Annotated in this window: 16 protein-coding genes; 12 read left to right on the top strand and 4 right to left on the bottom strand. The window is 70.8% G+C overall.

From position 1 onward, the window contains the following. The first annotated feature begins 72 nt into the window (after positions 1-72). Genes mshB through BLS56_RS14665 form a run of 3 tightly spaced genes read left to right on the top strand, consistent with a single transcriptional unit; the run spans position 73 to position 2199 of the window. Entirely contained in the window at positions 73-954 is an 882-nt protein-coding gene (mshB, locus tag BLS56_RS14675) for an N-acetyl-1-D-myo-inositol-2-amino-2-deoxy-alpha-D-glucopyranoside deacetylase (RefSeq protein WP_091450604.1), read from the top strand. Further along, on the top strand, positions 951-1388 hold the full coding sequence (locus BLS56_RS14670) for a hypothetical protein (RefSeq protein WP_091450602.1): 438 nt from the start codon (positions 951-953) through the stop codon (positions 1386-1388). Before mshB ends, BLS56_RS14670 begins: the two co-directional genes overlap by 4 nt. After that, positions 1381-2199 (top strand): hypothetical protein, encoded by an 819-nt coding sequence (locus BLS56_RS14665; RefSeq protein WP_091450600.1) that lies wholly within the window; start codon positions 1381-1383, stop codon positions 2197-2199. The genes BLS56_RS14670 and BLS56_RS14665 overlap by 8 nt, the downstream gene beginning before the upstream one ends. A 118-nt stretch (positions 2200-2317) precedes the next feature. Here BLS56_RS14665 and BLS56_RS14660 read toward each other — a convergent pair whose 3' ends face one another. Beyond that, positions 2318-3028 carry a GNAT family N-acetyltransferase gene (locus BLS56_RS14660; protein ID WP_091450599.1) on the bottom strand — a complete coding sequence of 237 codons (711 nt, stop codon included), beginning with the start codon at positions 3026-3028 and terminating at the stop codon, positions 2318-2320. A 135-nt stretch (positions 3029-3163) separates the two neighbouring features. On the opposite strand from BLS56_RS14660, the gene fdxA reads away from it, so the two are divergent. The 4 genes from fdxA (at position 3164) to BLS56_RS14645 (ending at position 6525) form a co-directional block, all read left to right on the top strand. Next, positions 3164-3484, top strand: coding sequence for a ferredoxin (gene fdxA / locus BLS56_RS32275; RefSeq protein ID WP_228771641.1), 321 nt, complete (start codon positions 3164-3166; stop codon positions 3482-3484). Next, positions 3481-4590, top strand: coding sequence for a succinyldiaminopimelate transaminase (gene dapC / locus BLS56_RS14655; RefSeq protein WP_324187523.1), 1110 nt, complete (start codon positions 3481-3483; stop codon positions 4588-4590). Before fdxA ends, dapC begins: the two co-directional genes overlap by 4 nt. 85 nt (positions 4591-4675) lie before the next feature. Beyond that, entirely contained in the window at positions 4676-5857 is a 1182-nt protein-coding gene (locus BLS56_RS14650) for an AAA family ATPase (RefSeq protein WP_091450879.1), read from the top strand. A 41-nt stretch (positions 5858-5898) separates the two neighbouring features. After that, complete coding sequence (locus tag BLS56_RS14645; RefSeq protein WP_228771640.1) at positions 5899-6525, top strand: class I SAM-dependent methyltransferase; 627 nt, start codon at positions 5899-5901, stop codon at positions 6523-6525. Positions 6526-6598: 73 nt separating this feature from the next. Here BLS56_RS14645 and BLS56_RS14640 read toward each other — a convergent pair whose 3' ends face one another. Both BLS56_RS14640 and dapD read right to left on the bottom strand, forming a co-directional pair. Continuing rightward, on the bottom strand, positions 6599-7450 hold the full coding sequence (locus BLS56_RS14640) for a CHAD domain-containing protein (protein ID WP_091450595.1): 852 nt from the start codon (positions 7448-7450) through the stop codon (positions 6599-6601). Between the two features lie 8 nt (positions 7451-7458). Further along, on the bottom strand, positions 7459-8451 hold the full coding sequence (dapD, locus tag BLS56_RS14635; RefSeq protein ID WP_175482829.1) for a 2,3,4,5-tetrahydropyridine-2,6-dicarboxylate N-succinyltransferase: 993 nt from the start codon (positions 8449-8451) through the stop codon (positions 7459-7461). Between the two features lie 36 nt (positions 8452-8487). Between dapD and dapE the strand changes: the two genes are divergently transcribed. The 3 genes from dapE to BLS56_RS14620 all read left to right on the top strand — a co-directional run bounded on the left by dapE (position 8488) and on the right by BLS56_RS14620 (position 11091). Then, complete coding sequence (gene dapE, locus BLS56_RS14630; protein WP_091450593.1) at positions 8488-9555, top strand: succinyl-diaminopimelate desuccinylase; 1068 nt, start codon at positions 8488-8490, stop codon at positions 9553-9555. 217 nt (positions 9556-9772) lie between these two features. Next, the gene (locus BLS56_RS14625) at positions 9773-10555 is read left to right on the top strand and encodes an LOG family protein (RefSeq protein ID WP_091450592.1); all 783 of its coding nucleotides are present in this window, start codon (positions 9773-9775) and stop codon (positions 10553-10555) included. A gap of 8 nt (positions 10556-10563) precedes the next feature. Next, positions 10564-11091 carry an LOG family protein gene (locus BLS56_RS14620; RefSeq protein ID WP_228771639.1) on the top strand — a complete coding sequence of 176 codons (528 nt, stop codon included), beginning with the start codon at positions 10564-10566 and terminating at the stop codon, positions 11089-11091. 7 nt (positions 11092-11098) lie between these two features. Here the strand turns inward: BLS56_RS14620 and BLS56_RS14615 are convergent, their stop codons facing one another. Then, entirely contained in the window at positions 11099-11767 is a 669-nt protein-coding gene (locus BLS56_RS14615) for a lysophospholipid acyltransferase family protein (protein WP_091450590.1), read from the bottom strand. 216 nt (positions 11768-11983) lie between these two features. Here BLS56_RS14615 and folP point away from each other — a divergent pair, with 216 nt between their 5' ends. Both folP and BLS56_RS14605 read left to right on the top strand, forming a co-directional pair. Next, entirely contained in the window at positions 11984-12799 is an 816-nt protein-coding gene (gene folP, locus BLS56_RS14610) for a dihydropteroate synthase (RefSeq protein ID WP_407640521.1), read from the top strand. Positions 12800-12845: 46 nt separating this feature from the next. After that, complete coding sequence (locus BLS56_RS14605; RefSeq protein WP_091450876.1) at positions 12846-13751, top strand: glucosyl-3-phosphoglycerate synthase; 906 nt, start codon at positions 12846-12848, stop codon at positions 13749-13751. Positions 13752-13768 lie beyond the last annotated feature (17 nt).

Genomic DNA, 13768 nt, shown 5'->3' with positions numbered 1-13768 from the left:
GCGCAGGCGATTGCCCTACCTGTGCAGCGCCCGCCCGCAGCGGCAGGCGAGGAATCGCGAAGGCTGAACCCGATGCTCACTGCCCCACCACGACTGCTGCTCGTCCACGCGCACCCCGACGACGAGAGCCTGTGGACCGGCGGGACCATCGCCCGCTACGCCGCCGCGGGCGTCCAGGTCACCCTGGTCACCTGCACCCTCGGCGAAGAGGGGGAGATCATCCCGGAGTCCCTGGCCCAGCTCGGCGCGGCCGCGGCCGACCAGCTCGGCGGATACCGGGTCGCCGAACTGCGCGCGGCCTGCGCCGCGCTCGGCGTGTCCGACCACCGCTACCTCGGCGGCATGGGCCGCTGGCGCGACTCCGGCATGGCGGGCGTCCCAGCCAACGACCACCCGCGCGCGTTCGTCAACGGCGACCCGGCCGAGCAGACCGAGGCGCTGGCGGCGATCCTGCGCGACGTCCGCCCCCAGGTCGTGGTCACCTACGGCCCCGACGGCGGCTACGGCCACCCCGACCACATCCGCGCCCACGAGATCACCGTGGCCGCGGCGGCGGGTGTGCCCGAGGTCGCCCGCCTGTACTACGCCGTGGTGTCCAGACGTGCCGTCGAAGAGGGCCTGGCCGCCCTCGCGGATGTCGCGGACCTGCCGTTCCGGCTGCCCGAACCCGGCGAACTGTCGGTGGTGGACGACGCGGAGATCACCACCACGGTCGCCATCGCCGACCACCTGCCCGCCAAACTGCGGGCCCTGCGCGCCCACGCGACCCAGGTCAGCGTCTGGCAGGGCCAAGACGGCCTGCACAGCTACGCCCTGTCCAACGGCGTTGCCCACCCGGTCATCGACCACGAGTCCTACATTCTGGCCAACGGCACGTCTGACAGCGTCACCGCGGCCACCGCCGACGTCTTCGGCGGCCTGGCCCCCGTCGAGCACGTGGGCGCCGACCGGTGAACATCGGCGAGGCGGCCCGCTACGGCTGGCTGCTGGTTGTGAGCGCGGTGCTGGCCCTGTTCGAGGTGCTGTTCCTGCCCCTGCGCCTCGACGGCCGGGTGCTGCCGGACCTCGGCGGCATCCCGTTCCCGATCACCATCGTCGTGGCGGCGCTGACCTTGCCGTGGCTGGTCGTCCGCGCGGGCCGGATCAAGCGCAGGGCGGTGGTCGCGGGCGGCCCGCTGTTCGTCTGGCTGGCCACCCTGCTGGCGTTCCTGGTGGTCGTCCCGGGCGGCGACATGATCATCCTCGCCGACTGGCGGACCCTGCTGCTGCTGGCCGGGGGAGCCTTCCCGGCCACGATCAAAATCGGCGACGTGCTCGCCCAATCGGTGCTCGCACCCCCGATCGACAAGACTGGGAGGCGACCGGCGAAGGGAACCACCCGTGGCTGACAGGATCACCGACAAGCAGGTGGTGACGGTGCTGCGCCCGTTCGTCCGCGCCACCACCCCCATGCTCGACGCCCTCCGCGACGCCAACCCCCTGGGCGCAGCCCGCCGCGCGTTACCCACCCACGCGACCCCGGTCGACCACGAAGACGCCCAGGAGTTGGCCAAGGTCAAGCGCGGCCTGCGCAGAAGGCTGCTGCGCGGCCTGGAAAGCGTCCAGTTCCCCGGAACCACGGCCTGGGAAACCATGACCGTCGACCAACGCGACCGCTGGTGGGTCAACCGCGTGGGCCGCGTCACGGTGCTACTGGCGTCCATCCCCGGCCTGGGCGGCGCCCTGGCGGACCGCCTCCCGATTCAAAACGCCCTGGCCACAGCAGGCCAGGCTCTCATGCTCACCGCCATAGCCGCAGAACACGGCGTCACCGACCAAGCCGAACGCGTCCGCCTCATCGCCAAGGTCCTCTTCAACCGCGACATAGACCCCCACCTGGCCGCAGGCCACGGCGACCACCTGACCCCAGCCCAGGAAACCGAAGCGGCCAAGAAACTAACCGAAGACCTGGACGAATCCACCAAACGCCACGGCAAAGTCACGGTCAAGGCCACCGCCCGAGCCCTCCGCCGCCTAGCCCAAACCCTCTGGTCCCTAGGCGACGAACTCGACAAGCGCCCCCAAGGCCGCTTCTACCACCGAGCCCTCGGCTACCTCCCCATAATCGGCATGGCCGCCGACTACCTAGGCGAACGCAGCGCCCTCAAACGCGCCGCCAAAAAAGGCCGCAAATGGCTGGCCGCCCACCCGCCCACCTGACCCACCCTCCTGCCAGCCAAGCCCAACCCTGCGATGTTCCCGACGGCGCGCGGGACGACAGCGAACCCGCCCTCCTGCCAACGAAACCCGGCCCAGCCAACCCACTCAAGCAAGCCCCCTACGAAGCCCCCCAATACCGATAGCAATGCGACCGCCGATACCCCAACCCCGCGTACAACCCCAACGCCCCCACGTTATCCACCGAAACCTGCAACACCCGCCGAACAGCCCCCGCCTCAGCCCCCCAAACATCCAATCCAGCCAACAGAAACCGCCCCAACCCCCGCCCCCGCCACTCCGGCTCCACCTCCAACACCGAGATATGCAGCCATTCCCCCACCACACACCCCCGAGCCACCCCCACGACCCGACCAGCACCCCGCACAGTCGCGAACCCGACCTTCGGCCCACTGGTCAGCACATGCCGCTGCGCCGCCGTCAGCTCACCAGCGGCGGGCCACTCGGCGGGCAGGGACGAAAAGACCTCCGCCCCGGGCCCGGCGACGACGAGCGGACTGGTCAACACCGCTGACTCGGCCCCCTTGGGGTGCGCGAGATTGACCGCCCACCCGGCGGCGGCGAACTCGGCCTCCCAGCGCGACCCGGTGACCACCTGCGCATAGGGCCGAATCCCGTGCCGGGAAGCGAACTCGACCACTGTGTCCAACGCCACTGGCGTCCGCACCCCGGGAGACCCGCAGATCAGCGCGCTGTTCGCCCGCCCCGTGTAGCCCCCGGCCGCCCGCAGGCGCCAGTCGCCGAGTCGGGTCTCTACCAGCGGTGGCCACGCGTCCGCGCACACGGTTTCCAGTTCGTCGATGCTGTCCACCCCTGAAGTGTGCTGACCGCCATGTGAGCTAGGCGGCACCGGGTGCGTGCCCGCGTCCGGCGCGAGAGATACTGTCGAATGGTCGCGCATCCTCCCGAGTGCGCGCTGAACACCATGAAGGACCAGGAGAGCGCAGTGACCTACGTGATCGCCGAGCCCTGCGTCGACGTTCTCGACAAGGCGTGCATCGAGGAATGTCCCGTCGACTGCATCTACGAGGGCGACCGGATGCTCTACATCCACCCCGACGAGTGCGTGGACTGCGGTGCCTGCGAACCGGTCTGCCCGGTCGAGGCCATCTACTACGAGGACGACGTCCCGGACCAGTGGACGGCCTACACCAAGGCCAACGTCGACTTCTTCGACGACCTCGGCTCGCCCGGCGGCGCGTCGAAGACCGGCAAGGTCAGCGCCGACCCGGATTGGATCAAGGCGCTTCCCCCGCAGGGCGAGTGACCGCCATCCCCCGCTTCCCGGACCTCCCGGACTTCCCCTGGGATGCTTTGGCAGGCCACGCCGAGCGGGCGCGCGAGCACCCGGGCGGCGTGGTCGACTTGTCCATCGGCACCCCGGTCGACCCGGTGTCGCCGCTGATCCAGGCGGCGCTGGCCACCGCGTCGGAGATCCCCGGCTACCCCACCACCCACGGGATTCCCGAACTGCGGGAGGCCGCCGTCGCGGCCCTGGCCCGCAGGCACGGTGTCACCGGCATCGATCCGGCCGCGGTGCTGCCCACGATCGGCTCCAAGGAGCTGGTCGCCTGGCTGCCGACCCTGCTCGGCGCCCGCGGCGGCACCGTGGTCATCCCGGAGTTGGCGTACCCGACCTACGAGGTCGGCGCCCGCCTCGCCGGGGCGACGGTGGTCCGCTCGGACAGCCTGGTCGCTCTCGGCCCGGCGGCCCCGGCCCTGGTCTGGGTCAACTCCCCGTCGAACCCGACCGGCCGCGTCCTCCCGGTCGAGCACCTGCGCAAGGTCGTCGACTGGGCGCGTGAACGCGGCACCATCGTCGTCTCCGACGAGTGCTACCTGACCCTGGGCTGGGAAACCGAGCCGGTGTCGGTGCTGCACCCGTCGGTCAGCGGCGGCGACCCCACCGGCATCCTCAGCGTCCACTCGCTGTCCAAGTCCTCCAGCCTCGCCGGCTACCGGGCGGGTTTCGTCACCGGCGACCCGGCCCTGGTCAAGGGCCTGCTGGAGGTCCGCAAACACGCGGGTCTGATCGTCCCCCGCCCCGTGCAGGCTGCGATGACCGCGGCCCTGGCCGACGACACCCACGTCGCCGAGCAGAAGGCCCGCTTCGCCGCCCGCCGGGCCGCGCTGCGTGCCGCCCTGGAAGCGGCGGGCTTCACCATCGACCACTCGGAAGCGGGCCTCTACCTCTGGTCCACCCGAGCGGGCGAGAGCGCGTGGGCGACCCTGGACTGGCTGGCCCAGCGCGGCATCCTCGCCGCCCCCGGCACCTTCTACGGCCCCACCGGCGGCACCCACGTCCGCATAGCCCTGACCGCCACCGACGAACGCATCACCGCCGCCGCCGAACGCCTCCACACCGACCACTGACGTCGGTGAATCTCGGCACGGACAGGCGTGCCGGGTGAGGGTCGAGTCGACCGGTCGGCAAGGATGAACGTCAGGAGGTGTGGTCGTGGATCGTCGTCTGCTCGCGCTGGACGTGGAGAACTTTCGCAGCCTGCGCGACGTGTCCTTGCCGCTGCGCCCGCTCAACGTGCTGGTCGGGCCCAACGGGGCGGGCAAGACGAACGTTCTGGAAGTGTTCCGCTTCCTCTCCGACGTCATCCGCGCTGATCTCGAACCAGCGCTTGCCTGGCGCGGAGGGTTCGACGGTGTCGTGTTTCGCGGCGGGGTCACGCCGCCCGAGTCCATCGGCATCAAGCTGACGGCGACGTGGACGGCGCACAGCACCATCAAGGCGCCCGACAAGTACGTATTGCGCATCGAGCGAGGCGGAGTGGCCCGCCGCGAGAGGTTCGAGTTCACCAGAGCCGGGGGGCGTGGCAGGCGCATTGAAGTCCGTCACACGAAGGTCACCATCGCTGACACCGGCGGGGGCCAGGTCGAGGAGCGGACGGTGGGACTCCATAGGCTCAGCAGCGGACTGTCCACCTTGCCCCGGTTGTCGGATGAGGAGGGCGGCCCGGAGGTAGCGGTGCTCGCAGGCGGTTTCGCCTCGTGTCGAGTTTTTGACGTCGATGTCGCCACGGTAAGGAGGCCCGCCCGGATCGTGGGCGGCACTCAGGAACTTCTTGAGCACGACGCGGCCAACCTCGCTGCTTTCCTGCTGAACATGCGCGGCCGACATGAGACCGCATGGAACGAACTGGTCGATGACGCGGCCCAAGTCCTTCCCCAGTTGCGGGACATCGACTTCGAGTTTCCCTCTGGTGCGGCTCGTGAGGCCATCGTCGTGCTCAACGAGCGTGGGCTGCGCCGTCCGACTCAGTTGGCAGACGCTTCGTACGGCACCATCCGGCTGCTCGGGCTGCTGGCGATGCTCTACGACCCGAATCCGCCCGCCCTGACGTGTGTCGAAGAGATCGACCATGGTCTGCACCCACAGGCATTGGAGTTGTTGGTCCACCGGTTGCGCGAGGCCAGCGCGCGCACCCAGTTCCTCATCGCCACGCATTCACCCGCCATGGCCGATCGGCTGAAGCCCGAGGAATTGGTCATCTGCGAGCGCCACGATGACGGATCCTCAGTGATCCCCGCTATTTCCACCGAGAAAATGCGGGAGATCGTTCGGGAGAGCGAGGACACCCCGCTTGGCGAACTATGGTTCTCCGGCGCGCTAGGCGGTGACCTGTGAGCCGCCGTGGCGGCACTGGCCTCCGCGCGACTCGCAAACCCGTGGTCGTGGTGGCGGGCGAGGACAGCACTGACCGGAAGTGCCTGAGAATCCTCCTTGAAGCGTTCTGCCCCAGCATGGCGGGGCGGATTGTCGAGATCAACGACGCGGTGCGACTGCGACAGGCAGGTGATGCCGCGCTTGCGGCGCGGGTCGACAGCCTGGCCAACAAGGTGCGCGCCCGCGCCGCGCGGGAGGACGCCGAGGTGGCGTGTGTCTTTGTGCACGAAGACTTCGACGCCTGCGACAGTGACCACTTCCCGATTGTGCGTGATCGGGTCCAGCGTGCGTTGGACCAACGGTTCGGCAATGCGCACTACACGCTTGCCGTGTGGGAGATCGAGGCGTGGCTGTTGTTGTTTCCGGGCGCGCTCCACTCCCTGGTGTCCGGGTGGAAGGTGCCCAAGCAGTTGCAGGGAAAGGACACGGGGCGGCTGAACGACCCGAAGCGGGTCCTCAAGACACAGCTTGGCAAGGCCAGAGCCTACCGGGAGACCGACGCTCCCGACGTCATCGAGAAGGCCGTGGATCTCGGGGCGCACACCGCGCCGTTGGGGACGAACAGGTCGTGGGACTTGCTCCGCGGCGATGTTCAGACCTGCTGTGCCCAGCATCTGGGTTCGCGATGAGCGACCGCCAATAGATGACTGGGCATCGGTGGAATGGTGTGATGCCGCCCGCCTGCTTGGCGCGTGTGACCGGTCAGGCCGTGACCGTCGCCGAGGCCAGCACGGCCTGGGCGCAGGTGTCGACCTCGGCCAGGGCTGAGCGCCATTCGGCGCGAGCAACCGTCTTGCGGGCGCGTTGGCGTTCGACCAGGCGGCCCGCGACGAAGACGACGTCGACGGGGATGCCGTCGCCGATCTCGTTGACGAGGCGGCGGATGGTGGCTTCCGCGATGGTGGCGTCCTGGTGGTCGCCGAGGATGTCCTGGAACCTCTTCGTCGCCTTCACCAGCGGGCGGACCTGCTTCTTCGCCGTTTCCTCTGCCATTTCCGCCGCGTAGCGCAAGCGTTTGCCGTGGATTCTGAGTTCGTGCAGGTCGTCGTCCGGCGGGTCTTCGCCGAGGGCGGTCGCGGCCTTCATCAGCTTCCGGTGCGGTTTCCGGATCACGCTCAGCAGCGCCGTGGGGGTCTCCTCCGGTGGAGCCTCCGCCGCGGCCGTGGTGCGCAGGGACTCCAGCAGCGCCTTGTACCGCTTGCTGCGCAGGGTGCCCATCATCCGGCGGCGCGCCGCGCGGCGTTCGGCGACCAGGCCGCGCAGCAGTTCCTCCACCGCGCCCAACTCGTCCGGGGAGAAGCCCTCGGCCTGGGCGCGCAGGTGGTCCAGCTGCACGTCCAGGTCGCGGACCGCGCCGAGCGACGTGCCCAGCCACCGCAGCTCCGCGTCGAGCTCCGGCGCGTCCAGCCCCGCTTTGAGGGCGGCGCGGGCCCGGCGCACGGCCACGCGCATCTGGTGGACGTCCTCCATGGCCTCCGCGCCCTGGTGGCGCACCAGGGCGTCGGCCTGTTCGTGGAGGCGGGCGCGGACGCGGTCGCCGAGGGTGGCTGGCATGGGCGCTCTCAGTCGTTGGCGTGCAGGGCGGCGTTCAGCTCGACTCCGGTGCCCTTGCGGGAGACCACCTCGACGGCGCCGGTGGTGGAGTTGCGGCGGAACAGCAGGCCGGACTCGCCGGACAGCTCACGCGCCTTGACGATGGTGCCGTCGCCGAGGACGACCTTGGTGCCCGCGGTGACGTAGAGGCCCGCCTCGACCACGCAGTCGTCGCCGAGGGAGATGCCGATGCCCGCGTTGGCGCCGAGCAGGCAGCGCTCGCCGATGCTGATCGTCTCCTTGCCGCCGCCGGACAGCGTGCCCATGATCGACGCGCCGCCGCCGACGTCGGAGCCGTCGCCGACCGCGACGCCTGCGGAGATGCGGCCCTCGACCATGGACGCGCCCAGGGTGCCCGCGTTGAAGTTCACGAAGCCCTCGTGCATGACCGTGGTCCCCACGGCCAGGTGCGCGCCCAGCCGCACCCGGTCGGCCTCGGCGATGCGCACGCCTGCGGGCAGGACGTAGTCGACCATGCGCGGGAACTTGTCGACGCCGAACACGGTGACCTGGCCCTTGCCGCGCAGCCGCAGCCGGGTCGCCTCGAAGCCCTCCACCGGGCATGGCCCGTGGTTGGTCCACACGACGTTGGCGAGCAGCCCGAAGATGCCGTCGAGGTTCTGCCCGTGCGGCCGGACGAGCCGGGCCGAGAGCAGGTGCAGCCGCAGGTAGACGTCGTGCGCGTCGGCCGGTGGGCTCTCCAGGTCGTCGATGGCGGTGCGCACCGCGATCACCTCGACGCCGCGGGCCGGGTCGGGGCCCAGCAGCGCGGAGACCCCCGCGCCCAGCTCCTCGACGGCTTCGTGCTCGGAGAGCCGCTGGGTGCCGGGCACCGCGGCCGCGCCGAGCTTGGGGTTCGGGAACCAGGTGTCGAGCACGGTCCCGTCGGTGGTCACCGTCGCCAGTCCGACGCCGTGCGCACCCTTGCTCTCAAACGCCTCTGCACTGCTCACAGTCGACACGTTAGCCAATGCGGCGCCGGAGTAGCGTGACGGGCCGTGACCGTTGAGCTGGATCTCACCACCGACCCCGTCGACCTCACCGCGGCCCTGGTCGACATCCCCAGTGAGTCGGGGGACGAGGCCGCGCTCGCCGACGCCGTGGAACGGGCGCTGCGCGCGCAGGCCCCGCACCTGGAGGTCGTCCGCTCGGGCAACACGGTGCTGGCCCGCACCCGGTTGGGCCGCCCGTCCCGGGTGGTCTTCGCGGGCCACCTCGACACCGTCCCGGCCAACCGGAACCTGCCGTCCCGCCGCACCGACGGCGTCCTGCACGGCTTGGGCACAGTCGACATGAAGGGCGGCGACGCGGTCATGCTGCACCTCGCCGCGACGGTGCCCGATCCCAAACACGACCTGACTTTCCTGTTCTACGACTGCGAAGAGATCGACGCCTCCCGCAACGGCCTCAACCGCGTAGAGCGCGATTACCCGGACTGGATGACCGGCGACCTCGCCATCGTCTGCGAACCATCGAACGGGGTAGTCGAGGCAGGCTGCCAGGGCACGATGCGCGCCGAACTGCGCACCACGGGCGTCCGCGCCCACTCCGCGAGGGCATGGATGGGCGTCAACGCCATCCACGCCCTGGGTGACGCCCTCCGCGTCCTGGCCGCCTACGAGCCCCGCGTGGTCGACATCGACGGCTGTGTCTACCGCGAGGGCCTGCAAGCGGTGCACATCGCGGGCGGGGTGTCCGGCAACGTGGTCCCCGACGAGGCCATCATCCGGGTCAACTTCCGCTTCGCCCCCGACCGAACCCCCACCCAGGCCGAAGCCCACGTCCGCGAGGTCTTCGACGGCTACGACCTAACGGTGGTCGACAGCGCCCCAGGCGCCCTCCCCGGCCTCACCGCCCCCGCCGCCCAAGAGCTGATCGCAGCCGCAGGCGGAACCCCCGTGGCCAAACTCGGCTGGACCGACGTAGCCCGCTTCGCCACCCTCGGCATCCCCGCCGTCAACTTCGGCCCCGGCGACCCGCTACTGGCCCACACCCAACAGGAAAACGTCCCAACAGACCACATAACCCGCTGCGCGGACGTCCTGCGCCGCCTGGTCACCTCCTGACCTACCCCCCCATAAGGAAGAAGGGGGAGGGGAAGGAAGAGCGCCCCCCAACCGCGCCTAACCTGCCAGGTGCTCGATGGCCCGGAGCAGCAAACCCGCCCCACAGACCGCACCGGCCCTGCCGGCAACCCCCGCGACCCAGCCCGGGACCCACTCCACCCCATCGGGCCAACCCACCCAAGCAGACCAGCGACCGACAAACCCTAGACTCGCCGAAGTGACGATCGACGGACCAGAGGTCCCCGCCAACGACGAGCACCCCCGGGAACGCCAACGCGGCCCGGTCACCCTGCGGCGCGGACGCAGCGACGAGGCCACCACCACCGACCAGCGGCTGCTCGACTCCCGCGGCCCCAGCGACTGGGTGCACACCGACCCCTGGCGGGTCCTGCGCATCCAGGCCGAGTTCGTCGAGGGCTTCGGCGCGCTCGCCGAGGTTCCCCGCGCGGTCACCGTCTTCGGCTCCGCCCGCACCAAGCGCGAGGACGCCGAGTACCGCCTTGGCCGGGAGATCGGCGCTGCGCTGGCCAACGCGGGTTTCGCGGCCATCACCGGCGGCGGTCCTGGCGCGATGGAGGCCGTCAACCGCGGCGCGTCGGAAGCGGGTGGGCTGTCGATCGGCCTGGGCATCGAACTGCCTTTCGAGCAGGGCCTCAACCCGTGGGTCGACCTGGGCGTGAACTTCCGCTACTTCTTCACCCGCAAGACGATGTTCATCAAGTATTCGCAGGCGTTCATCTGCCTGCCCGGCGGCTTCGGCACTCTGGACGAGCTGTTCGAGGCGTTGACCCTGGTGCAGACCAAGAAGGTCACCAAGTTCCCGGTGGTGCTGTTCGGCACGGAGTACTGGGGCGGCCTCTACGAGTGGCTGCGCAGTTCCGTCCTCGGCGGCGGCAAGATCGGTGAGAAGGACATGGCCCTGCTGCACCTCACCGACGACGTGGACGACGCCGTCGGCGTGGTCGAGAAGGCGTACCAGGCTTGGAGTGACACGCATTGAGCCGGGCGGTGAGCGTCTACTGCGGTTCCCACTCCTCCGTCCCGCGCGGCTACCTGGACCTGGCGGACGCGGTGGGCTCCGGGCTCGCCGCCCGGGGCTGGTCGCTGGTGTGGGGTGGTTCGCAGGTGTCGATGATGGGCGCGGTCGCCCGCGCCGTCCGCCGCGGCGGGTCGACCACGGTCGGGGTCATCCCGCGCGCGTTGGTCGACCTGGAGAAGGCCGACCCGGAGGCCGACGAGTTGGTCGTGGTCGACACGATGCGTGAGCGCAAGCGCGAGATGGACGAGCGCGCGGACGCGTTCCTGGCCCTGCCCGGCGGGCTGGGCACGTGCGAGGAGCTGTTCGAGGTGTGGACGTCGCGCTACCTGGGGATGCACGCGAAACCGGTGGTCCTGCTCGACCTCGACGACCACTGGGAGGGCATGTTGACCTGGGTCCGCGAACTGCGTGCCCGCGGCTTCGCCAGCCAGCTCGCCCTGGACGCCCTGGTGGTCGCCCGGACCGTGGACGAGGCCCTGGACGCCTGCGCGGCCTGAGCTGGTCTCAGGCCGCGTTGGGCCGCTTGTGGTAGGAGTCGACGTACTCCTGGCCGGACAGCTCCAGGATCGAGTACATGACCTCGTCGGTGACCGCGCGGCGGATCGGCAGTGAGTTGGCCATGCCGTCGTAGCGGGAGAAGTCCAGCGGCTCGCCGAAGCGCACGGTGATCCGGTGCGGGCGCGGCATCTTCTTGCCGGTGGGCTGCACCTTGTCGGTCCCGATCACCGCGACCGGCACGACCAGGGCCTTGTGTTCGAGGGCGAGCTGGGCGACGCCGGTGCGGCCGCGGTGCAGCTTGCCGTCGAGCGAGCGGGTGCCTTCGGGGTGGATGGCGAACGCGCCGCCCTTGTCGAGCACGGCGCCCGCGACCTCAAGGGAGGCGAGCGCGGCGCGGCTGTTGTCGCGCTGCACGGGGATCGCCCCCAGGGCGCGGAACAGCACGGCGGTCATGCGCCCGCGCGGTGAGCGGCCCTCGAAGTACTCGGCCTTGGCCAGGAAGGCGACCTTGCGGGAGAGCATCATCGGGACCACGAAGCTGTCGATCACCGCGAGGTGGTTGATCGCCAGGATGACCGGCCCGTGCGCCGGGACGCGGTCCGCGCCCTCCACGACCGGCCGGAGGAACATCCGGGTGACCAATGAGAGCACGGCACGCAACGCGCGGTAGAACACGACGAGTCCTCCTAGGTCCGCCACCACTGTAGCCAGGGGCGGCCATGGTCACGTTCCCGGCGCGGCGACGTGAGCTGTACGGCCCAGCGGTCTGCCCTGTCCGGCGGAGACACCCCTCACCGTCGGTGGCCCGCCGCGGCGGGCATGGCACCATCGGTAGGCGTGACTGTCCTCCGGTTCGGCGAGCGCCCCGTGGCGTCCGATCGCGCCCTGGTGATGGCGATCGTGAACCGGACCAGGGACTCCTTCTACGACCGCGGCGCGACCTTCGCCGAGTCCGCCGCGCTGGAAGCGGTGGACCGGGCGGTGGCCGAGGGCGCCGACATCGTGGACATCGGCGGTGTCCGCGCGGGCGCGCACGGCGAGCCGGTGGACGCGGCCGAGGAGGCGCGCCGGGTCGTGCCGTTCGTCGCGGCGGTCCGGGAGCGGCACCCGGGGCTGGTGCTCAGCGTCGACACCTGGCGGCACGAGGTGGGCCGCGCGGTGTGCGCCGCGGGCGCGGACCTGATCAACGACACCTGGGCTGGCGCGGACCCCCGGCTGGCCGAGGTCGCCGCCGAGTACGGGGTGGGCATCGTCTGCTCGCACACCGGCGGCGCGGCCCCGCGCACCGACCCGCACCGCGTCCGCTACACCGACGTGGTGGCCGAGGTCGTCGCGGAACTGGTGGCCCGCGCGGAGCGGATGGTCGAGCTGGGCGTGCCGCGCGCGGGCGTGCTGATCGACCCGACCCACGACTTCGGCAAGAACACCTGGCACGGCTTGGAGCTGCTGCGCAGGCTGGACGAGCTGGTCGGCACCGGGTGGCCGGTGCTGATGGCGTTGTCCAACAAGGACTTCATCGGCGAAACCCTCGGCGCGGACGTCGACGACCGGGTGGAGGGCACCCTGGCGGCGACGGCGGTGGCCGCGTGGGCGGGCGCGCGGGTGTTCCGCGCGCACCAGGTCCGCCGCACCCGGCAGGTGGTCGACATGGTCGCAGGCATCGCGGGCACCCGCCCGCCTGCCCGAGCGGTGCGGGCGCTGGCATGAGCGTGATTCGGTGCAGGCGGATTCGCCGGACGTGTGCGGTGGCCGCGTGAGCGGACTCGACCGGACCACCTGGCAAAGTCCAGAGTGGACGGTGTCGGAACTGGTGCGCGCCAAGGGAACGCGCACGGTCAGCGTCGTGCTGCCCGCGTTGGACGAAGAGGCCACCGTCGCGGGCGTCGTCGCGTCCGTCCTGCCGCTGCTGGGGTCCCTTGTGGACGAACTGGTCGTCGTGGACTCCGGCTCCACCGACCGCACCGCCGCCGTCGCCGCCGCCGCGGGCGCCCGCGTCGTCCACCGCGACAAGGTGCTGCCGGACCTGGAACCGCGCCCAGGCAAGGGCGAGGTGCTGTGGCGCTCGCTGGCCGCGACCACCGGGGACCTGGTCGTCTTCCTGGACTCGGACCTGGTGGACCCGGACCCGGCGTTCGTCCCGTCCCTGCTGGGCCCGCTGCTCACCACCTCGGGCGTGCACCTGGTCAAGGGCTTCTACCGCAGGCCGCTGCGCCTGGAGGCGGAGGAGATCGGCACCGGCGGCGGCCGCGTCACGGAGTTGTTGGCCCGCCCCGTCCTGTCCGCTCTCCGCCCCGAACTCTCCGGCGTCATCCAGCCGCTGGGCGGCGAATACGCCGCCACCCGCGACTTCCTGTCCGCGGTCCCCTTCGCCGCGGGCTACGGCGTCGAGATCGGCCTACTCCTCGACGCCCACACCCGCTACGGCCTCGACGGCCTGGCCCAGGTCAACCTCGGCGTCCGCAAACACCGCAACCGCTCCCTGCTCCAACTCGGCGTCATGGCCCGCCAGATCCTCGGCACCGCCCTGACCCGCTGCGGCATCGACTCCCCCTCCGGCGACCTCACCCAGTTCGTCCAGGTGGCCGGAGAATGGCTCCCCGACCGCATCCACGTCCTGGTCGAAGACCGCCCCCCAATGGCAAGCCTGACAACCGGCTGACGTTCCGAGCGTTCTCG

This window comes from Actinokineospora iranica, from assembly GCF_900101685.1.
Lineage (GTDB): Bacteria > Actinomycetota > Actinomycetes > Mycobacteriales > Pseudonocardiaceae > Actinokineospora > Actinokineospora iranica.
This window is presented reverse-complemented; position numbering and strand designations above follow the sequence as displayed.